The sequence below is a fragment of the Peribacillus sp. SRI_006 genome (genome assembly GCF_057586375.1).
Genome location: NZ_JBYCZT010000008.1, coordinates 62,105 through 83,275, shown reverse-complemented (window position 1 = coordinate 83,275; position 21,171 = coordinate 62,105). Strand labels below are relative to the sequence as shown.

Annotated in this window: 17 protein-coding genes; 11 read left to right on the top strand and 6 right to left on the bottom strand. The window is 41.9% G+C overall.

From position 1 onward, the window contains the following. Window positions 1-580 precede the first annotated feature (580 nt). From AC2YHV_RS13115 to uptA, 4 genes are all read left to right on the top strand, one after another. On the top strand, window positions 581-1,153 hold the full coding sequence (locus AC2YHV_RS13115) for a YitT family protein (RefSeq protein ID WP_487373370.1): 573 nt from the start codon (window positions 581-583) through the stop codon (window positions 1,151-1,153). Between the two features lie 94 nt (window positions 1,154-1,247). Then, entirely contained in the window at window positions 1,248-1,961 is a 714-nt protein-coding gene (locus AC2YHV_RS13110) for a FixH family protein (RefSeq protein WP_487373369.1), read from the top strand. Window positions 1,962-2,053: 92 nt separating this feature from the next. Next, window positions 2,054-2,218 carry a hypothetical protein gene (locus AC2YHV_RS13105; RefSeq protein WP_153246081.1) on the top strand — a complete coding sequence of 55 codons (165 nt, stop codon included), beginning with the start codon at window positions 2,054-2,056 and terminating at the stop codon, window positions 2,216-2,218. Window positions 2,219-2,380: 162 nt separating this feature from the next. Continuing rightward, window positions 2,381-3,010 (top strand): undecaprenyl phosphate transporter UptA, encoded by a 630-nt coding sequence (gene uptA, locus AC2YHV_RS13100; protein ID WP_063592651.1) that lies wholly within the window; start codon window positions 2,381-2,383, stop codon window positions 3,008-3,010. 57 nt (window positions 3,011-3,067) lie between these two features. Here uptA and AC2YHV_RS13095 read toward each other — a convergent pair whose 3' ends face one another. The 4 genes from AC2YHV_RS13095 to AC2YHV_RS13080 form a co-directional block, all read right to left on the bottom strand. Next, entirely contained in the window at window positions 3,068-4,393 is a 1,326-nt protein-coding gene (locus AC2YHV_RS13095; RefSeq protein ID WP_098865916.1) for a hemolysin family protein, read from the bottom strand. A gap of 274 nt (window positions 4,394-4,667) precedes the next feature. Next, entirely contained in the window at window positions 4,668-5,777 is a 1,110-nt protein-coding gene (locus tag AC2YHV_RS13090) for a histidine kinase N-terminal domain-containing protein (protein WP_487373368.1), read from the bottom strand. A gap of 236 nt (window positions 5,778-6,013) precedes the next feature. Then, window positions 6,014-6,901 carry a cation diffusion facilitator family transporter gene (locus AC2YHV_RS13085; RefSeq protein ID WP_487373367.1) on the bottom strand — a complete coding sequence of 296 codons (888 nt, stop codon included), beginning with the start codon at window positions 6,899-6,901 and terminating at the stop codon, window positions 6,014-6,016. A gap of 486 nt (window positions 6,902-7,387) precedes the next feature. Then, a complete protein-coding gene (locus AC2YHV_RS13080) occupies window positions 7,388-7,912 on the bottom strand; it encodes a universal stress protein (RefSeq protein WP_487373366.1) in 525 nt (174 codons plus the stop codon). A gap of 320 nt (window positions 7,913-8,232) precedes the next feature. Between AC2YHV_RS13080 and AC2YHV_RS13075 the strand changes: the two genes are divergently transcribed. After that, window positions 8,233-10,230, top strand: coding sequence for a transglycosylase domain-containing protein (locus AC2YHV_RS13075; RefSeq protein ID WP_487373365.1), 1,998 nt, complete (start codon window positions 8,233-8,235; stop codon window positions 10,228-10,230). 188 nt (window positions 10,231-10,418) lie between these two features. Here the strand turns inward: AC2YHV_RS13075 and AC2YHV_RS13070 are convergent, their stop codons facing one another. Then, window positions 10,419-10,727 (bottom strand): hypothetical protein, encoded by a 309-nt coding sequence (locus AC2YHV_RS13070; protein ID WP_034314818.1) that lies wholly within the window; start codon window positions 10,725-10,727, stop codon window positions 10,419-10,421. 194 nt (window positions 10,728-10,921) lie between these two features. Between AC2YHV_RS13070 and iadA the strand changes: the two genes are divergently transcribed. From iadA to AC2YHV_RS13040, 6 genes are all read left to right on the top strand, one after another. Beyond that, window positions 10,922-12,097 carry a beta-aspartyl-peptidase gene (gene iadA / locus AC2YHV_RS13065; RefSeq protein ID WP_487373364.1) on the top strand — a complete coding sequence of 392 codons (1,176 nt, stop codon included), beginning with the start codon at window positions 10,922-10,924 and terminating at the stop codon, window positions 12,095-12,097. A 1,278-nt stretch (window positions 12,098-13,375) separates the two neighbouring features. Then, window positions 13,376-14,488, top strand: a complete 1,113-nt coding sequence (gene pdhA / locus AC2YHV_RS13060; RefSeq protein WP_487373363.1) for a pyruvate dehydrogenase (acetyl-transferring) E1 component subunit alpha — start codon at window positions 13,376-13,378, stop codon at window positions 14,486-14,488. Next, the gene (locus tag AC2YHV_RS13055) at window positions 14,488-15,471 is read left to right on the top strand and encodes an alpha-ketoacid dehydrogenase subunit beta (RefSeq protein WP_057275753.1); all 984 of its coding nucleotides are present in this window, start codon (window positions 14,488-14,490) and stop codon (window positions 15,469-15,471) included. The genes pdhA and AC2YHV_RS13055 overlap by 1 nt, the downstream gene beginning before the upstream one ends. A 33-nt stretch (window positions 15,472-15,504) precedes the next feature. After that, entirely contained in the window at window positions 15,505-16,785 is a 1,281-nt protein-coding gene (locus AC2YHV_RS13050; RefSeq protein ID WP_487373362.1) for a dihydrolipoamide acetyltransferase family protein, read from the top strand. Next, a complete protein-coding gene (gene lpdA / locus AC2YHV_RS13045; protein WP_487373361.1) occupies window positions 16,786-18,210 on the top strand; it encodes a dihydrolipoyl dehydrogenase in 1,425 nt (474 codons plus the stop codon). It abuts the gene before it with no gap. Window positions 18,211-18,559: 349 nt separating this feature from the next. Beyond that, window positions 18,560-19,939 (top strand): amino acid permease, encoded by a 1,380-nt coding sequence (locus AC2YHV_RS13040; RefSeq protein WP_063577147.1) that lies wholly within the window; start codon window positions 18,560-18,562, stop codon window positions 19,937-19,939. Window positions 19,940-20,015: 76 nt separating this feature from the next. Here the strand turns inward: AC2YHV_RS13040 and hisC are convergent, their stop codons facing one another. After that, complete coding sequence (hisC, locus tag AC2YHV_RS13035) at window positions 20,016-21,140, bottom strand: histidinol-phosphate transaminase (RefSeq protein WP_106026670.1); 1,125 nt, start codon at window positions 21,138-21,140, stop codon at window positions 20,016-20,018. Window positions 21,141-21,171 lie beyond the last annotated feature (31 nt).

Genomic DNA, 21,171 nt, shown 5'->3' with positions numbered 1-21,171 from the left:
CGAATAAGGAGTACACCTCCTACATTTTTAAAATATACAAGTATATTTTTTTTGCCGTGCTGAATATTTTCGGGATTGCTTCTGTGGCCATAGATGTGCAGCCGCTTGAACTCCCATTTCTTTTAGTGATGAAGAGAATAATAGTATATGCCGATTAGCGATGCGTAGACGGGAAATAGAAGAATTTCTGTCTGAAGGAGTGCAGCCATTTTCCAAAAGGACACATATCCGTTACGCAAAGCAGCGCCTGTCCGTCACAACGAACATTCTTTAATGCCCCATCAAATCACCTCAATCTAATTAATTTAAATACTTTCATTATAGAAAGAGTTAATCATTCAGTCAAACAGCTTACGGCACCTTAAATCCGGTAAATTGCTTGTAAAGGATCAGTTTGAGCTAATAAATAGCTGTTTTTGACTGTTTTCTCTACTTTATTGTAACATATTATAGAATATTCAGAAAAATGAGGGCCGTTTCATAAAAAATTGCTCAGTTTCATTATTTTTTTGATGGTACAAACATATTCTATAGAAACCAAGACAAGTTTTAAATGCAAGAATTAAAGGGGGTGGCAGCCATGAAAATCATGGAACGGATGGCAGCGATCATTGCCGGCAGCATGCTTGTAGGTGTGGGAATCAATTTTTTTCTGATACCTTATCATTTATTGGATGGCGGCATGATAGGGATTGGGCTGATTTTTCATTACTATATAGGACTTCCGACAGGACTGGGTGTGATTTTGAGCAGCATTCCATTATATATATATGCTTGGTACTTTGAAAAAAAATTATTCCTGAACAGCTTGCATGGCTTGCTTTTTTCCTCTTTATGCATCGATATTTTTTCCGACGCTGTCACAGGATGGAACCTCCCCATTTATGTAAGTGCGGTAATCGGGGGAGGGTTGATTGGACTTGGAATCGGTTTAATGCTTCGGTATGGGACCTCTACAGGCGGAACCGATATGTTGGCACAAATCCTTTCCAGGAAAAGTGGACTCAATGTAGGTCTGCTGATTTTTTTCATTGATGGGTGTGTACTGCTTTGCGGATTGAGCGTTGTGGGGACTTCAATCTTTTTATATTCATTTTTAACGATCATCGCGGTAGGCATGCTGACTTCAGTCACCGTAATGCGAACCATTTGATGTGAAATTATGTATAAAAATCTGAAAAAAGGAAAGGATGGGCAATATGAAGAGGACAGATTTTTAGTCTAATAAATAGTAAAGGGAAGTTCATATGAAAAAAATTTATATGTGTACTGCGTTGTTAGTTATGCTGGCAGGGTGTCAAGAGTCTGAAATGCCAGAGGATAAGGAAGTGAACAGTGCTGTTCCAGTATCGATGGATGCATCAATTGTCATTAAAGGGAAAGTGGAGCCTGGAAAAGAAGTCATTCTTGAAACGGCAGTGAAACAGGGAAGCCAATTGGTGAATGAAGCTGATGAGGTGCTGTTTGAAGTGAGAAAGTCCGGACAGGATAAACGGGAAATGCTTGAAGCAAAGAATACTGGAAGTGGCATGTATCAAGTGATGCATACTTTTGAGGAACAAGGCAAATATATTGTAGTGTCCCATGTAACGGCTAAAGGCCTTCATGTAATGCCTGAAAAGGAAGTTGTCGTTCCAGGACATGAAAGTGAAGATGCATCGGTTCACCCTAGTACGGATGTATCTATCGGGTTTCAAAGTAACCCTGTAAAGGCAGGAAAGAGTTCGAACTTTGAAGCGACGGTTGAATTGAATGGGAAGCCGCTGACAAATGCAGATGTGAATTTCGAGGTGTGGAAGGAAGGCAGCGAAGAGAGTCATTTCACCAAGGCTGAAGAAGATGGGAATGGAACATATCTAAATAAGGTATCTTTCGAAGAAGCGGGAACCTATAAGGTCCAGGTCCATGTTGAAAAAGACGAAGTGCATGAACACCAACTGCAAACTATTCATGTCAATTGATTGTTTTTTGGATCGAATCGTTTAAACAGGTTTTATTACTTCGTTAAATGGGAAGTTAAAGGATAACGGTACAGCAGAAAAGGAGGGTAAGCATGAATAATCAAATAATCAACAAGTATAAAGATCTCGGGATTCATATTGAAAAAACGAAATCACGGCAGGAGATTTTCACTAATGTTTCACAAAATGATTCATCCTTACTCACTGCCGCTGTTTTTTCTCAAATTTCCCAAAAAGGGGAGCTAAAAGAATATTGATGTAAAGAGACCGGAGTACATAGCAGCTGGTCTTTTTTTGTGCAATCCTGAATGTGGTGCATTGTGAAACTGGATATGAAAAATCGAATAGAACGTTATGAGCTGAATAGGATAGAAGGACAAACAATTTGAAATTAGCGGTAAGGGGAGTCCGATAGCATGATATCACAGCTTATTATGACGATATTGAATTGGTTTGCGGAAATGGGCTATATGGGGATTTTATTGGGGCTGATGGTTGAAATCATACCGAGTGAGCTTGTTCTTGGATACGGTGGTTATGTGGTAGGCCTGGGGAAAATGAATTTTTGGGGAGCTGTTCTTGCCGGTGTGGCAGGCGGGACGATGGCACAATTATTTCTCTATTGGGCGGGGTATTATGGAGGAAGGCCCTTTCTCTTGAAATATGGGAAATATATTTTAATTAAAGAAAATCATATTGTACATGCTGAAGAGTGGTTTAAGCGGTATGGCGTGGGCGTGGTTTTTACGGCTCGATTCATTCCGGTTGTTCGCCATGCCATTTCCATCCCTGCCGGAATTGCGAGGATGTCAGTATGGAAGTTTATATTTTATACGGTTGCGGCTGTCATACCTTGGACCATATTGTTCCTGACCTTAGGAAGGATCCTCGGTGAGAATTGGCAGCAAATCCGGGAAATAACTGAACCTTATCTAATACCTGCTGCTGGTTTTTCCTTTATCCTCATCATGCTGTATATCTTATGGAAAAAAAAGAGCACACCTCCAATCGTAACGGTCAAAAAAATGGGACGGTTTCCCGATAAATGAACAAATCGTTAAAAAACAGCCACGTAAAATAACCTTTTACGTGGCTGTTTTTGATCATTAACCTTGGGTACCTTCAAGAGGAAGATGTACGACCTTTTTTGTGACCTCGATGGAACGGATGGCGTGATCCTCCATTTCAATCACTTTAAAGCAGAATCCGTCTTTTTCCATGATATCCCCTACCTTCACATCATAGTTTTCAGTAAGGACCCATCCGCCTATAGTATCGACATCATCTTCTTCCAAGTGAATGCCAAGAAGATCATTCACTTCCTTTACAAGAAGTTTAGAGTCCAAAATATAATGTCCTTCTTTAATTTTCCTGATTGAGGCAACTTCATCGATATCGAATTCATCACGAATTTCCCCAACGATTTCCTCGAGGATATCCTCGACTGTGACAAGTCCGGAAGTTCCGCCGTATTCATCCATCAAAATAGCCATATGAATGCGTTCTTTTTGCATTTTTAACAGCAAATCGTGAATTGGTATATTTTCCATTACCCGAATGATCGGACGAGCGTAATTTTCAATCGCTTTGATATGGATTTCCCGGTTCTTGATAAGATCCGAGAAAACTTCCTTTAAGTTCACTAGGCCGATGACATGGTCTTTATCACCTTCGACAACAGGATATCTAGTGTATTTTTCCAATTTGGCCACATCGACGAATTCCTGTACCGTTTCATCCTTGGATATGGTCATGATTTCTGTCCGTGGAACCATGATTTCCTTGGCAACTCGATCATCGAATTCAAAGATGTTATTTACATATTTAAATTCCGACTGGTTAATCTCCCCGCTTTTATAGCTATCTGACAGGATGAAACGCAATTCTTCTTCAGTATGGGCTATTTCGCTTTCGGATGCTGGCTTAAAGCCAAATAATCCGACAACGAATCGGGAAGAATGATTCAAGGCCCAGATGAAGGGAAAGGCTATCTTATGGAAAAAAATCAGCGGACCGGCAATTGCCAAGGTCACTTGCTCAGCCTTTTGGATGGCAACCGTCTTTGGAGCCAATTCACCTACAACCACATTCAGGAACGTAATCAGGGAAAATGAAATGACAAATGTCAGAATGCTTGTAACTTCTTGTGGGATATTCAAGGCATTGAATAAGGGCCCAACCAATTTAAGGACGGTCGGTTGTCCTAGCCACCCCAGTCCAAGGGCAGTAACGGTAATTCCTAGCTGTGTAGCGGATAGGTATTCATCAAGATCGGATGTAACCTTCTTTACCGAAATGGCTTTTTTGTTTCCTTCTTCAATCAGTTGATCGATCCTGGAGCTGCGAACCCTTATGATCGAAAATTCCGAAGCTACAAAAAAGGCTGTTAAAGCAATTAAAATAATGACAAATAAAAAACTTAATATGTCCAATTAGTGTGGGACTTTATTGAATCGCCAGATGTGCCGAACGATTTAATTATCCCAGTCACCTCCCAAAACCAATAATGAATGAAATGATATTAGTATATAAAATGTTAGATGGAAAAATAATTCGCTATCTTGTATGAAATCTGGTTTTTATTTTCAATCTATAGGATCATTCACCTCGATCAGTAGTGGAACCTTCCTATTAGTATAAGTAACTGGACGTCAATCAGTCAAAAATTTCACACTAAAACCCTAAGGAAAAAAGGATATTTATCCATTATTTAGTTTTTAATTGTATGGAAAAGGTCGTTAGGAAATCGGTAGAGTGACAGGATAATGTTCCTTGATGCTTTAAAACGATTTCTTTACAGACGAATAATCCCAATCCCGTTCCTCTTTTTTTTGTGGTGATGAATGGCTCAAAAATATTCGGCAGGACGTCGTCAGGTATCTTCGGCCCATTATTCGATATATTTAAAGTAAGAATGCCGGGTGGCGATTCAGAGCCTGAAATGTAAATGGATGGGGAAGGCATCCCTGCAACCACATCAAGAGCATTTAATATAATATTTAGTAAAACTTGACGGAATTCTTCTTTAGAACCCGAAATTACGGCATCCTCGGCAATATTGCATGTAATGGAAGCATTAACTTCCAAAATGCTGGGATATAAAAATTCGATCACCTCATTCACAAGCTGAGCAATGGAAAATAGATCAGGTTGTGTTGTTGAAGTCTCCTTTTTGGAAATATTAAGAAATTGCGTGATCCGGTAATTGAGCTGATCCAATTCCTTTGAAATGATATCAAGGTACTTTATCTCAGGTTGTTCTGCCTGTAATAATTGTATGAATCCCATGATGGAAGTCAGTGGATTTCTGAATTCATGGACAAAGCTTGAGGTCATTTGGCCAAGGAGCGTCAAACGGTCTTTATGGTTTGGGCTTATGAATTGATAGCGTTCTTCAAGTTCCATCGTTTTCAATTCGGTATAATGGGATAATGCAAAATGAATGAGTTTATCGAAGTAAATGTTTACCCGTTTTATTAGAGCCGATATTTCCTCTTTGTGTGCTCCGGAATTCAAAATGTGCTCTATGATGACGGATCTCCCGATGGTTGCAGTGGAAAAGAAATTTTCCATATCCAATTGCTTAGTAACGCGATCAGCCGCAATTTTTTCCCCTACGACCTTCAGTACATCGTCTATGTCAGTATCCGATTTTCCAACCTGCTCCATTAGCAAATTAAAAATATTTTCGACTTCTCCTTTGAAATACCCCAGATATCCGTCCGGTAAATGCAGCAACTCATCTTTCCATTTGGAAATGATACTGTTTTTTTGAGAAGATAAAAAGTGAATGGTCATTTCTCGATTAGATACCATTTTGCCCTCCATACTGTAGGAAAATGAATTTACTTTTGACCCAGAAAGTGCTCTATTTGAATAAAATTACAAAATATCAAAATAATTACAACTTGTTTTCATGATAACAGATTACTGTTCCTTTAACATGTGTCAATTGGATAAATATTCGGCAATCAATCAATAAATACCTTTTTTTGACACAGTTTTATTACAGAAATTACAGGAATAAATAACAAAAAAAGGTATCCGTAAAGTTAATGACGGTTACCTTTTTTATGAAATGCATATGGTTCGATGTGTACGATCACATGCTGGATATTATATTCCTTCAAAAGATTTTCTTCGATTCTAACTGTAATATCATGACCTTGAATGACGGTCAAAAGAGGGTTGACATGAACGGTAGTTTCGAGCAGGATTTCACTTCCGTGCATCCGTGCTTTAATTTCACTCATGTCTTTAACACCCTCTGTCAATATAATCGTTTGTCCGATCTTTTGCAGGAGCTGCTCGTCGAAACCATCGGTTAAAGAGATGGACGCATCACGAAAGATATCCCAGGCCGTTTTGCATATGATGACCCCAACGACTGCTGCAGCTATCGCATCCAGCCAAGGGATTCCCAACTTAGTACCGATGATTCCAATGAAAGCACCAACACTGACAAGGGCATCGGAACGATTATCCTGGGCAACGGCATAGATGGAAGAGCTGTTGATTTTTTTACTTAATGTAAGGTTATAACGGTAGATTCCGTACATGAAGATTGCAGAGAATAGAGCGACATAACCGGTCAGCATACTGGGTACGGTTTTTGAATCTTGGTGAAAGAAGGATTCAATGGCACTGTAAACAACCTGAAGGCCCACAGTGATCATGATGAAGGCAGCTACCAATGACGCTACGGTTTCCGCCCGTAAATGACCATATGAATGATTATCATCAGGAGGTCTCTTTGAAATTTTCAAACCAATCAAAACGGCTATGGAAGCGATGATGTCGGTCGTATTATTTAAACCATCAGCCCAAAGCCCTTTAGAATCACCGAAATAACCAAATGACAATTTAAGAGCAGACAAGAATATGTAAGCGGCAATGCTTATGTAGGCGCCTTTTTCAGCTGATATCGAATGTTTATCCATGTCCATTCCCTCCCCAATGTAAATTAGGCTTTTAATGAAAGCAAACCTTAGTGAGTCTATAGAAAAATTGTCGTATTCTAACTTGGTTATCGGCAGGTGTATTGAAAGTCTGTAAAGAAGTTGGATAAACGAAATGATATTTACATGAAATGGTAAAAAGGTGAGTTTCGATGACATGTACAGTTTTTCTTTAATTGGCATTTAAAGAAACTAATAGATATTCTAACCGATGATCGAAAATTAAATACTTCCACAAGGGAGCCTAAAGGCTGGGAGTGAACGGTTCTGGTTCAGCCATTTTGAACCTGATAGTCAGCACTGATGCTGGATGTGGTTTTGGGCAGCAATTAGCAACCCGGTGTTTTTCGGCTGCTCCGAATGTAATACTGAAAAAATCCTATTAACAAAAAGGCAGGATTCTATATGAATCCGGCCTTTTTCGGAGAATGTATGACTCGAACCACTCAGGTAGAAACCGTTCATTTTTCATTTTGCAATGAATACCGAACATGGTGCGTTTTTCGCAATGGAACTACTTGTACTGCCAAGGAAGAATTTTTCCAAACCGCTTTTATCGCTATTGCCGACAATGATAAGATCAGCTGAATTTCTCGCTGCAAAGTCACATACGCTATCTGGCGCATATCCTTCCAATAGTTCGAATTTCCCCGTCACTTGACATTCACTTAACAATCTCAACGTATTACTTTCTGCGTTCTGAATACTATTCTCGAGGGCGGAGGGGGTGTCATTTACCTTTTGATTTCTTGGCTGGTCAACCTCAACAACAGGATGTGTCTGGACTGGATCCACATAAAATCCGGCAGAGGGCACGAACCCCGGCGCGGAGGCGTTACCCATGATACGCTGTTCAACCTTATCATTTAGGACATGAACGACGGTCAACTCAGCTTTTGGAAATGCCTTTTTCAATGTTGCTCCATATTCGACGGCCCGTTTACTTTCTTCATTTCCATCAAAAGCGACGACAATATGTTTTAAGTCTTTCATTACTATCATCTCTCCCCTGTATAAGACCTTAATAGTGTTATACCCGCTTTTAAATGGCTTCACGCCTTTAATCGGTATATAGATTGCCTTTTACGGGTAAAGGATAGATATGAGCATAGTTAAAATGGTAGGATGAAAATTGGTCCTTCAGTTAATTGGCAGGCACAGACGATGAAGGGATATCATCGGTAAGGATGCCGATTCACGTGTAAAGTGCTACAAGAAAAGAGCGCCTTTTATTCAATCGACGAGTTTTCTTTAACAAAAAGGGTAAAATATTTTTAATGAAACATGTCGCAGATGGGAAATTGGGGGTACAAATGAGAGGGTTAGTGAAATTAGGTCTAATTATAATATTGGCGATTGCAGTTGTAGGCGCCGGTTCACTATTGTATTTCAGGCAGGGTGCTGATATAAGTCATCTTGAAAATAGTCTTCAGCAACCGACAGGGATCTATGATCTGGATGGGAATCTAGCCAGTACGATCACGGCAAATAAATCCGAGGGCGTGGCGATAGATGAAATACCGGAACATATGAAACAAGCGGTGGTTTCCATTGAGGATCACCGTTTTTATGAACATCACGGCATAGATTATCAAGGGATCATGCGGGCTTTGGTTAAAAATGCGAAGGCTGGAAGTGTTGTTGAAGGCGGGAGCACGCTCACCCAGCAGCTTGTGAAAATCACGATGCTGGAATCGGAACGAACATTGAAGAGGAAGATAGAAGAGTTTTTTCTAGCCCAGGAAGTTGAAAATAAATATACAAAAGATGAAATCCTGGAAATGTATTTGAATCAAGTTTATTTTGGCCATGGGGCATGGGGAATCAAAAAGGCTGCAAATATTTATTTTTCCAAAGAGGTCTCTGAATTGACCGTTGCCGAGGCAGCTTTGCTGGCGGGAGTCATTAACTTGCCATCCAAACTTGATCCATACAAGAATTTGGACGGTGCAGTGAAGCGGCGTAATTTGGTTCTTTCGCGAATGGCGGAACATGGTTATTTGACGAAAGATGAAGAAGCGGCCGCAAAAAAAGATTCGGTGACACTGCTTATGGGGGAGAAGGAAACCGATCCATTAAGAGGTAAGTATCCTTATTATGTCGATCATGTTTTATCGGAAGCATCGAGTAAATATGGAATTAAGCTTGAGGAGCTGCTTTCAAAGGGGTATAAAATTTACACGACCCTGGACCAGTCCATGCAGCAGGCTACAGAAAGCGTGTATGAGAATTCAGCCAATTTTCCGGTTGGAACGAGTACAGAGGAACTGGTTCAAAGCGGGTCTGTCCTTCTTGATCCTGAAACAGGCGGCATAAAAGCACTTGTCGGCGGGAGGGGTGAACACCAATTCATGGGATATAACCGGGCAACCCAATTGACAAGGTCTCCTGGTTCATCCATTAAACCGCTTGTCGTTTACACGCCGGCTGTTGAAGAGGGATATGATATCACTGACCCTTTAAAGGATGAAAAAATGAGCTTCGGTGAATATGAGCCAACAAACCTGAGTGGTCAATATAAAGGAGAAGTCCCCATGTATGAAGCGGTGATGAATTCCTTGAATGTACCGACGGTTTGGCTATTGAATGAGATTGGGATCGATAGGGGGCTTGATTCACTTAAGCGGTTTGGGATTCCATATGACAAGGATGATCGAAACCTGTCTATCGCTTTAGGAGGGATGAAAAAAGGTGTGTCCCCGCTGCAGATGGCAGGAGCCTTTTCTGCTTTCGCCAACGAAGGGGAACGGATGGAAACCCACGCCATTGTAAGGATAGAAAATGCCGATGGAAAAGAGGTTGCCGCCTGGAAAGAGAAAAGTACCAAAGTGACCTCTGTAGGCGCCGTCGACAAAATGAATGCCATGCTGCTTGGAACAGTGGAATATGGCACAGCGAAAAACGCGGCTGTTTCCGGTTATGAAATAGCAGGTAAAACAGGATCTACACAAGTTCCCATCGAAGGAGTATCAGGGGTTAAAGATCAATGGTTCATCGGTTATTCACCTTCGCTGGTCGGTGCTGTTTGGGCGGGATATGATAAGACGGACGCAAAACATTATCTAACGACACACAGCAGTCAGGGAAGTGCAATCATCTTTCAAAAAATAATGTCGAAAGCCTTACAGAATCAAGCTGCTCAATCTTTTAAAGCTCAAGATATCGGTCCGCTTATAGCAGAACAACAGGCACTTATAGCTGAGCAACAGGAGAAGGAAGAAGAGGAGAAGAGGAGACAATATTGGATTGACAAAGGAAATGAAATACGAGAAGGCTTGAATAAATGGAGGGACTGGGAGGTTCCGTGGTGATTCCCAGGTCCGGGAGCATGATCAAGCCTTTCTAAATCAAATCAACAAAAAAAGACTGTCAATCATTGACAGTCTTTCATCATTCTTAAAAAATGAGATTTGCTATTATGCCGATTACGACGATTGCGCCTATCACCATTAAAATGGTTCTCATATAATTACACCCTCTTCAACGTAGTTGGAATCATTTAAATATTTACGGTTTGGTTCGATTGGAAACGAAATGCACTTTCATCATTTTCTTTACAAATAGCCTGTACTTTTTCAAGCATGGCGTGTACATTCTCGCCTTCAAGTATGACTTTCATCGTTGCGCACTCTTGAAGAATGAGCACGAAGGATACGAAAGTTGAAAGTTTCTTGGCATCGACCAATTTATGGTTGCAGATAAAATATATATTCCCTTTAAATTCTTTTGTAACTTGATATAGGTTCATGATTTGTCGCATGGATAATCTTTTATTTGTTTGAATGTCAGAAGAAATCACTTTATTCATGTCGTTTACTCCTTTTGTTTTTATACTTTTGGAAAAGCATAATCAAGATGTCAATTCAGCTACAACGTTTAAAAATGAACAAGTATGTTTTGGACTTTTTTATGTAATTGTTAGCGGGTCATGTTGTATATTTACCCGCGTGAAAGATTTTGAAACCTATTTGAAAATTTCAATTTTTGGAGGGGGAATGAACAATGCTCACACTTATTAAAAATGGGGAGCTTTATGGACCGGAATATATGGGCCAAAAAGATATCCTCTTGGTTGGGAAGCAAATTGGCTTCATTGAGGACAAGATTGATGTACCTGCCAATTTCGTTGAAATGAAAGTGATTGATGCAAGTGGTCAAATTGTGGCTCCGGGTTTTATAGATGCCCACGTACATATTATCGGCGGAGGCGGGGAAGGGGGTTTTAAAACGAGGACACCTGAAATCCAATTAACAGATGCCACTTTAGCCGGTATAACGACTTTGGTAGGGGTCATCGGCACAGATGGTACGACAAGGACGATGCCTGCACTGCTCGCTAAAGCGAAAGCGCTTGAAGAAGAAGGAATTAGCTGCTTCGTTCAGACTGGTTCGTATCAAGTTCCAGTCAAGACGTTAACCGGCAAGATCGAGGATGATTTGATTCTTGTGGATAAAATTATCGGTGTTGGCGAAATAGCCATTGCCGATCATCGTTCTTCGCAGCCGACTGCAGCCGAACTCGCTAAACTGGCCTCGCAGGCACGTAATGGAGGTTTGTTATCCGGGAAAAGCGGTATCGTCAATATTCATGTCGGCGACAGTCTAGATCATTTGCATGTAATTGAAGAAGTTGTCGAGACAACGGAAATTCCGATCACTCAGTTCTACCCTACACATATAAACCGAAATCCGCATTTATTCAATGCAGGGGTGGAATATGCAAAAAAAGGGGGGTATATAGATTTTACGACAAGTACAATCCAGAAATTCCTTGAAGAAGGCGAGGTCAAAGCAAGTACAGCAATTAAAATGGCACTAGAAGAAGGCGTTGAAATCGGGCAGATCACCATAACTTCAGATGGGCAAGCCAGCCTGCCTGACTTCGATGGAAGCGGTAACCTGCGCGGTTTGAACATTGGTACATGCATGTCGTTATATGATTGTGTTGTCGATGCGGTCCTCGAGGATGGAGTGGCAATTGCCGATGCCCTACGAGTTGTGACGGAAAACCCGGCAAACATTTTAAAGCTTTCTGCAAAGGGAAAGCTTTCGGTAGGTAAGGACGCCGATATCATCATGATGAATCAACGAACTTTAGAAATAAATAGTGTTATCGCAATGGGGCAGATGATGGTCAAAGATGGCCATGCTGTCGTTAAAGGAACATTTGAAAAATAGACCTTTTCTACCTTTGGGTGCAATTCCCGTTGCGGGTCCTACCCCATCCTGAAATGCAAAAAGGGTAACATTGATCTAATTTCGGATTTCTGAAAGAGGGTATGTGTAATGATTTCAACTTCATGCACTCGCTTTCCGCAGGGTCTCCCTTGACGCGCTTTTCCCGCAGGCAGGAGTCTCTTACCTTCCGTTCCAATCACCTTTGTAGATAGAGCCCTTTTGTTTACAAACTAGATAATAATTGTTTGCCGACAGCTTTTTTGTGGGTTTGTAAAATGGGAACGTTGATTTCCACTCCAGGCACTCGCTTTCCGCGGGCGGGCGAAGCCTCCTCGGCGCGCCTGCGGGGTCTCCCATGCCACGCTTTTCCCGCAGGAGTCTCGCGCCTTTCGTTCCAATCAACTATGTGTTATTGAAAAAACTGCAGGCTGGTCTATTCCGAACCAAGTTTTAGACTAGTTTATCCTTTAAGTTTTTCACCTGTACCCGTTAATGGATGGAAGAAATATGCGACACTCCTGCCGAAAAACTGGCTAGCCGAGACCCCGCGGGCTCTTGCGTCGAGGAGGCTTGGCAGACAGTCGGCGCAAAGGGATGCGGATTTCGGAAAGGGAGCGGATTTCTGAAATCAACTGGAATTTTTAAAAGAAAAAACTGCAGGTTCGTCTTATTCCGAACCCTATTTTAGACTAGTTTATCCTTCATGTTTTTTCTTGAACTCCTTAATGGATGGAAGAAATATGCGACACTCCTGCCGAAAAACTGGCTAGCCGAGACCCCGCGGGCTCTTGCGTCGAGGAGGCTTGGCAGACAGTCGGCGCAAAGGGATGCGGATTTCTGAAATCAACTGTCTGTTTAAAAAACGTAGGCAACTGATTTCTTGGAGTTTTTATACAGGCTAAGACCCATATATTAATATAATGGGTCTTTTTTGTGCTGGATTTTTTTTTTTGATGAAGGTTCTAAATCTGTCGGGAGCATATCACATTTTGAAAGGAATCATTATGAAATTTCCCATTAAAGGTTCCCATTTTCAAAATGAAGGCGAAGTATCAGAAAACATCTTCTAAATAAAGGTAATATGTAAAAAATTCATTCTATTTAACATATTATTAAAAACATGGATGTATTATCCTTTTATATAAGGAAATGTAGTTTATGAAACAGCATTTAATCACAGACAGAAAGACCAATAAAAACATTTTGGGCTGTTATTTCATGACTGTTCAAAACCTAGGTAAGTTTGCGAAACAAATCTATCTTAAGGGGAGAAATGAAATGGAAAAGACGGGAAACCCAATAATGAAAGCGCATTCAAGCGGAGTTGAGCCGGAAATGTTTCGTGTATTGACTCCTGATGGGGAAATAATTGAAGCGATTGATGGAAAAATCGATAAATCACTTATGTTAAAGATGTATGAGAGCATGCTCCTGCTCAGAACATTTGACCGAAAATCAATAAATCTCCAGCGCCAAGGCAGGATTGGGACTTATGCACCTTTCGAAGGGCAGGAAGCGTCCCAAGCAGGAAGCGCTTTAGCATTGTCGGCAGGGGATTGGATGTTTCCCACATACCGTGATCATGGAGCGGCAATCATTCATGGACAGGAATTATACCGTGTTTTCCTATACTGGATGGCGCATTTTGATGGTTCGATTTGTCCAAAAGGAAAAAGGATCTTGCCTCCAAGTGTTCCAATTGCCACTCAAATGGTTCATGCAGTTGGAACGGCTTGGGCAAGTAAGCTTAAAGGCGAAAAGAATGTTAGCATCGCCTATTTTGGCGATGGTGCGACTTCTGAAGGGGACTTTCATGAAGCACTGAATTTTGCCGGCGTTTATAAAACCCCGACAATCTTTTTCTGCCAAAATAATGGCTACGCAATCAGTGTCCCTTTTGAAAAGCAATCGGCATCAAAAACAATATCCCAGCGTGCTGCTGCTTATGACATCCATGGGGTGCGGGTGGATGGAAATGATATTTTTGCCGTATGGATGACTGTAAAGGAAGCTGTCGAAAGAGCGCTTAAAGGGGAAGGGCCTACATTAATTGAAGCCATTACCTTTCGCTATGGCGCCCATACTACTGCAGACAATCCGAACATATATCGCGATCAGGACGAAATTTCAACGTTCTGGAGGGAAAACCGCGATCCTATTACACGCCTTAGAAAGTATTTGAATAAAGAGGGTCATTGGAATGAAGAGCAGGAAGAATTGGTGTTAAAGCAATTCAACGAACTGATCGATGCTCACCTTAAAAGGGCCGAAGCGTATCCGAAATCCGACCCGCTCGAAATGTTTAACCATGTATATGCTGAGGAGACATGGCATCTTAAGGAACAGAAGCAGGAATTGAACCAAATCTTAAGGAAAGGCGGGAGGAAATGATGGGCAAAAATTTAACGATGCTCCAGGCTATTACGGAAGCGCTGGACCAAATGCTGGATCATGATGATCGCGTGATGATCTTGGGTGAGGATATTGGTGTGAATGGCGGGGTTTTTCGAGCGACGGAAGGACTTTATGAGAAGTATGGAAAAGATCGAGTTGTGGATACGCCATTAGCTGAATCCGGAATCATCGGCTCTGCCATTGGTTTGGCTCTTAACGGAATGCTGCCTATAGTGGAGATCCAGTTTCTCGCCTTTATTTATCCGGGGTTCGAGCAGCTCATTTCCCATGCTGCCCGTATGAGGTATCGTACTCGTGGGCAATTTGGGGTGCCCCTCGTAATCCGTACGCCATATGGTGCCGGAATCAGGGGTCCTGAACTTCATTCCGAAAGTGTCGAAACCTTCTTTGCCCATACTCCGGGTTTAAAGGTGGTTGCACCCAGTAATCCATATGACGCAAAAGGGCTGCTCATTTCAGCGCTCGAAGATCCAGATCCAGTGATTTTTTTGGAACCGACTAAATTGTATCGGGCCTTCAAGGAAGAAGTTCCCGATGAAATGTACCGAATACCAATCGGTCAGGCAAAAGTGGTCCAGGAGGGAAGCGACCTGACCATTTTTGCATGGGGGGCCATGTTAAGGGAGGCATTGAATGCCGCGAAAAAGATTGAAGCAGAAAAAGGCTGGAAGTGTGAAGTGGTCGATCTTAGAACTTTATACCCTTTAGATAGGGATGCGATCGTGCAATCCATTAAAAAGACAGGTCGTGCATTGATCGTCCATGAAGCCCATAAGACGGCCGGATTAGGTGCGGAAATTATCTCCATCATTAATGATGAAGCTCTTATTTACCTGAAAGCGCCGATTAAGCGTGTAACAGGATTTGATGTACCGGTTCCGCCGTTTACAATAGAAGATCATTATTTACCGACTGTTGACCGTGTAAAACAAGGAATTGTCGAAACGTTATCATTTTAATTGATTTAGGGAGAAAGAGAAGGAGGATGACGCATGATGGAATTTAAACTTCCTGATGTAGGGGAAGGGATGCATGAAGGGGAAATTATCCAATGGCTCATCAAAGAAGGGGATGCGGTAAAACAGGACCAACCCATTGTTGAGGTGCAAACGGATAAAGTCAATGCGGAATTGACAGCCCCGGCAGCGGGAGTGGTCAAGAAAATATTTTTTTCCGTTGGGGATATCGTGGAAGTGGGAACCACTATATTCACAATTCAGGAAGAGAACGATGTGCCAGTTCCGGATACGAACATTAGTGAAGAAGAAAACCAAGTCGGGCAATCCGGTGATGTAAAAGTAAATGCGGAGCATATTACGACTAAACAGCACCATCAGGCAGTGCGTGCGTTGGCAACCCCATTCGTGCGTCAAATGGCCAGGGAAATGAAGATTGATATCGAGAAGGTTAAAGGTTCCGGTCCGGCTGGGCGAATTACCGAAAGTGACCTGAAGCAGTTTAAAGAAAATGATTCGATTACACGGGAAGATGCCAAACAGCATGATGACAAGACTGGTCAAGAGATGGCGCCGATGAAGGATGCCGTACTGGCAAATGGTTTGGAAAATGAGCGGGAAGAGCGGATTCCGCTTAAAGGCATTCGTAAAAAAATCGCTGAACATATGGTAAAGTCCGTTTCGACCATTCCTCATGTAACGCATGTAGATGAATTGGAAATGGACCGATTGAAGGAATTTAAAAGTCAATTAAAGGAGTACTCAGATGAAAAGGATATAAAATTGACTTTTTTGCCGTTTTTCGTTAAAGCCATTGTCATCGCTTTAAAGGAGTTCAAAACATTAAATGCTTCAATTGATGAAAGAACCAATGAAATCATCCTGAAAAATTATTATCATATTGGAATTGCGACGAATACAAAAGAGGGTCTCATTGTTCCTGTGATCAAACATGCCGATCAAAAAACCATTTTCCAACTGGCTGATGAAATCAGGCAATTGGCAACCCAAGCCCGTGAAGGGAAGTTGAGTATAAACCAAATCACAGGCAGTACATTTACCATCAGCAATGTAGGACCGATCGGAGGGATGCACGCTACCCCGATCATTAACTATCCGGAAGCTGCCATATTAGCTTTGCATAAAATGGAACATCGCATGGTCGTTCGCGATTTGGAAGGTGTTATCCGTTTAATGATGAATATGTCTCTTTCTTTCGATCATCGTTTGATTGATGGGGTAACAGCGGTGCACTTTACCAATAAAATCAAGGAATTGCTGGAAAATCCAATTCGTTTAGTTGTGGAGATGAGATAAATGGTAGTAGGGGAAGTTGCTGTTGAGACGGATGTTGTCATCATGGGAGGAGGTCCGGGAGGATATGCTGCGGCTATCCGTCTCGGCCAGTTAGGTAAATCTGTCGTGCTGGTTGAAAAGGATAAGTTGGGCGGGGTCTGCCTTAATCGGGGCTGTATACCTTCAAAAGCATTGATTCACGCAGCTGATCAATACCATGGGCTTAACGATTTAGGGAAAATGGGAATCCGGCTGTCTCAGGAAAGAACCACTATGGACTTGGGGGTTTGGCAGGATTGGAAAGGGGGCATCATATCCCAGTTGGGGCATGGTATTGCCCATTTGTGTAAGGAAAACGGAGTGACGGTGGTTAAAGGCCAAGCAACTTTTTTATCTGATGACCGCATTGGAGTTGAAACCGGTGGCGATTTTGAAACCTACAAGTTTGAACAGGCAATTATTGCGACAGGGTCCAGGCCTTTCATTCCATCCTTCATAAAAGTCGATGGAGAATATATATTGGATTCAACATCATCTTTGCAGCTGAATGAAGTTCCAGCGAGCTTGTCGATCATTGGCGGAGGATATATTGGAATCGAGCTGGGTATGGCATTTGCAAAGTTAGGGACTAAAGTGACCATCATTGAGATGGCCAATCGCATACTCCCTCAAGTTGCTGAAAACCTGGTAAAGGACGTCACCCGGAATGCCAAGAAGCTCGGGATCAATATCAAAACATCCTCGAGGGTAGAGAAAGCGAGTGTAGTGGATGGTCAAGTGCACCTTCTTGTTTCCTCGGAAGAACAGGGTGCGGAAGCGGTCGTGAGCGAAAAGACCCTGGTTACAATTGGAAGGATTCCTAACACGGAAGAAATTGGCCTGAATCGGGCTGGAGTGACGGTTGGTGAGAAAGGCCATATAGCAGTGGATATGGAATGCCGTACAAATGTGCCGCACATCTTTGCCATCGGTGATACTACGCCTGGTCCGGCACTTGCCCATCGAGCGTCCAAACAGGGAATCGTGGCAGCTGAAGTGATAGCGGGGCTGCCAAGTGCCGTTGACTCGCCTTATATTCCCTATGTAATCTTCTCGGAACCACAAATAGCTGGTGTTGGTTTAAGCCGTAAAGAAGCTGAACAACAGGGATACAGCGTAAAGGTTGGCAAATTTCCGTTCAGTGCCAACGGAAGGGCGCTTGCAACGAATGAAACGGAGGGGTTTGCAGAAGTCATCGTGGATGCCAATAGTCATATATTGCTTGGAATGCATATGGTAGGTGCTGATGCTTCCAACCTTATAGGTGAAGGGGTCCTTGCCCTTGAGCTGGCGGCTCGGGTCGAAGATATAGCCCTCAGCATGCATCCTCATCCGACCTTGACCGAGGGGTGGCTGGAAGCGGCTGAAGCAGTTTTGGGACATGCAATTCACATCGTAAATAAATAGGAAAAGGTAAATTCATGGGGATTACCAATGTAGTCCCCGATTAGAATGTTTTATCTTAATGGAGTCAAAGACCCGAAAGGCAAGGCTATCAGTAAATTCACTCCATTTGGAATTATGTCCCGGCGTTTGACCAAACAGGGGCCGTATTGGCCTGCAATGATTCCCTCTTGTAAAACCATCGGCATATTGATATCATTTTTACTTTGGGAAGTATAGAGTTTTCAATAAGCTTTGGATCCTTCCACTCCTAAACCATAACGGTTGATGAGATAACAAATCTATTCGCCATTCAACGATTAAATGGGTTTAATTTATACGAGAAAATTATGGAATGAAGGAGGCAAATGTAATGGAGTCAAATGGTGGGTCATTGCAAAAGAAATTATTGCCGAGGCATATTAGCATGATGGCAATGGGAGGGGCAATAGGTACTGGGATTTTTAAAGGAAGTGCCGAAACCATATCGTTAGCAGGGCCAGGAGTCATATTCACTTATATTTTTGCAGGATTGTTATTGCTAGTAGTCATGGGTGCCATAGCGGAAATGGCAATTGTCTATCCAAATACGAATATGAAAGGCTTCGTTCAGAAAGCATTCGGTAAGCGCCTTTCCTTCATCGTAGGCTGGATGTATTGTTTTATGTGGCTGTCCGTTTGTGTCATTGAGGTAGTGGTGGCAGGAAGCTTTTTGCAGTATTGGCTCCCGGCAATCCCGCTATGGATATTAAGTTTAGGGTGTGCGGCCTTCATCATTGGGATTAACATGATGAATGTCAAAAATTATGGTGAATTCGAATTTTGGTTTGCCGGCATTAAAATTACAATGATCATCTTATTCATCATATTGGGAGCCTGTATTTTATTTGGTGTGATCCCAAGCGGCGGATCTAATTATCTGCAAAACTTCACAGGGCATGGAGGATTTTTCCCGAATGGGTGGATGTCCATCTTTTCGGCATTACTGATCGTCATGTTCTCCTATGGCGGTTCCGAGTTAATAGGGGTGACGGTAACGGAAGCAAAGGATGCAGAACGCATTTTACCTAAGGTCATTAAAAACTATATTTGGAGAGTTGTATTATTCTTCACCTTACCGATACTTGTAATCTGCGGTTTGATTCCGTGGAATGAAATTGGCGACCAGGCAAGTCCGTTTGTACAGGTTTTGTCAATGTCAGGTTTTCAGGGATCTGCACATATCATGAATTTCATTTTGATTACGGCCGTCTTATCTGCCGCTAACTCTGGAATATATGGGTGTACCCGAATGCTGCATTCTTTAGCTGCAGAAGGGGAAGCTCCCAAGTCGTTCTCTTATGTATCAAAAAATGGCGTTCCCTTGTACAGTTTGCTATTAAGTGCAGGTGTATTGGTCGTCGGTTCCATGATTACTTTCGTTGCACAGGACAAGGCATTTACTCTATTAATGGCGTTTCCGGGTTTTGTAGTATCACTTGTATGGATCAGCATCTGTTTAGCGCAGCTTAAACTTCGCAATTCATATCCCAAAGCTCCCAGTTTTAAATTGTGGGGATTTCCATATATAACCTTGTTTACCGTAATCACGTTAAGCATCATTTGTGTCACGTTCGTATTCAGTGATCAGAATCGAATCAGTATCATTACTTGCCTGATTGTGTTGGCTGCCTTAATCTTGATTTCAATTTTTAAATTTAAAAGAGTGGACAAACAGGAAACACCTATAATAGAAAAAAATATCGCTAAATAAATCCGCATGAAAGATACGACATGGCAAAGGCGTCCATGTCGTATCTTTCATTACTGATCACTGATATTCTGCAACTTCATTTCGATTGGTCATCTCCAGATGTTTTCTTGATTATTTGTTGTAAGGATGCTATGAATCTCTCGTTCTCAAGCGGAGTGCCGATTGTCACGCGGATGGTATTTTCATAGCCTAGCAAATGACCTGAACGGATGATGACACCCTGAATTAATAACTTCTCAAAAATGTCCTTGCCAGGCTGGTTCAATTTAACCATCAAGAAGTTGGCATGTGAAGGGAAGAATGTCAAACCCATCTTGCTTAGTTCATTTTCTAAATATCTTCTTCCTTCCTCATTCTTACGAACACAATTCTCAACAAATGGATGGTCGTCGAGGGAAGCGAATGCCGCAGCCTGTGCCAAACGATTGGTATTGAAGGGTTCCTTCACTTTAACTAGCTCTTGTATGATGGAAGCATCCATTAAACCGTATCCGATCCTTAAAGCAGCCAGTCCATAAATCTTTGAAAAAGTGCGTAAGATAACCAGATTTGAATGCATATTGAGAAGCGGTAAGGTTTCTAAATATTCTGCATCATCGACATATTCATAGTATGCTTCATCAACGATCAGTAAAATATGCTTCGGCACCTTCTCGATGAAGGAGCGTAACTTTTCTTTTTGAACGATCGTTCCTGTCGGATTATTGGGATTACAGACGAATATCATTCTCGTTTTTTCTGTTATGGCTTCATACATACCCTGAAGGTCATGTACACCATTGGTAAGAGGAATCTTTACAGGTGTGCCGCCGTCAATCAATACATTCGTTTCATAGCGTGGAAATGTCACATCAGCCATGATGACTTCATCATTTTGTTGGATATAGGTTCGTGTCAACAAACGTATCACTTCATCAGATCCATTGCCCAAAATGATATGATCTTTATTGATATTCAAGTTTCTTGCCAGTTTTTCAGCTAATGCAGGCGCCATGCCTTCAGGGTAAAAGGAGGTTTGCTCCATTTCGTTAAGCATGGCTTCTTTTGCTAGAGGTGAGTAACCGAATGGGTTCTCATTGGATGCCAATTTAACGATCGTTTCAAGACCAAGTTCACGTTGCACTTCTTCAATTGGTTTGCCGGAAACATATGGGCTAATGCTTTCGATGTTTTGTCGAACCGGGATTTTCGTAAAGGTCAATGCAAGTTCCTCCCTTTGGTAAAGTTCTGAA

Excerpts from the sequence above, each read along its gene's own strand:
- AC2YHV_RS13110 (WP_487373369.1), top strand. The coding sequence starts at position 1,248 with ATGAAAAAAATTTATATGTGTACTGCGTTGTTAGTTATGCTGGCAGGG.
- AC2YHV_RS13105 (WP_153246081.1), top strand. The coding sequence starts at position 2,054 with ATGAATAATCAAATAATCAACAAGTATAAAGATCTCGGGATTCATATT.
- AC2YHV_RS13080 (WP_487373366.1), bottom strand. The coding sequence starts at position 7,912 with ATGAAAGACTTAAAACATATTGTCGTCGCTTTTGATGGAAATGAAGAA.
- AC2YHV_RS13085 (WP_487373367.1), bottom strand. The coding sequence starts at position 6,901 with ATGGATAAACATTCGATATCAGCTGAAAAAGGCGCCTACATAAGCATT.
- pdhA (WP_487373363.1), top strand. The coding sequence starts at position 13,376 with ATGGAAAAGACGGGAAACCCAATAATGAAAGCGCATTCAAGCGGAGTT.
- AC2YHV_RS13040 (WP_063577147.1), top strand. The coding sequence starts at position 18,560 with ATGGAGTCAAATGGTGGGTCATTGCAAAAGAAATTATTGCCGAGGCAT.
- AC2YHV_RS13070 (WP_034314818.1), bottom strand. The coding sequence starts at position 10,727 with ATGAATAAAGTGATTTCTTCTGACATTCAAACAAATAAAAGATTATCC.
- lpdA (WP_487373361.1), top strand. The coding sequence starts at position 16,786 with ATGGTAGTAGGGGAAGTTGCTGTTGAGACGGATGTTGTCATCATGGGA.
- AC2YHV_RS13115 (WP_487373370.1), top strand. The coding sequence starts at position 581 with ATGAAAATCATGGAACGGATGGCAGCGATCATTGCCGGCAGCATGCTT.
- AC2YHV_RS13090 (WP_487373368.1), bottom strand. The coding sequence starts at position 5,777 with ATGGTATCTAATCGAGAAATGACCATTCACTTTTTATCTTCTCAAAAA.
- iadA (WP_487373364.1), top strand. The coding sequence starts at position 10,922 with ATGCTCACACTTATTAAAAATGGGGAGCTTTATGGACCGGAATATATG.
- AC2YHV_RS13055 (WP_057275753.1), top strand. The coding sequence starts at position 14,488 with ATGGGCAAAAATTTAACGATGCTCCAGGCTATTACGGAAGCGCTGGAC.
- AC2YHV_RS13075 (WP_487373365.1), top strand. The coding sequence starts at position 8,233 with ATGAGAGGGTTAGTGAAATTAGGTCTAATTATAATATTGGCGATTGCA.
- AC2YHV_RS13050 (WP_487373362.1), top strand. The coding sequence starts at position 15,505 with ATGATGGAATTTAAACTTCCTGATGTAGGGGAAGGGATGCATGAAGGG.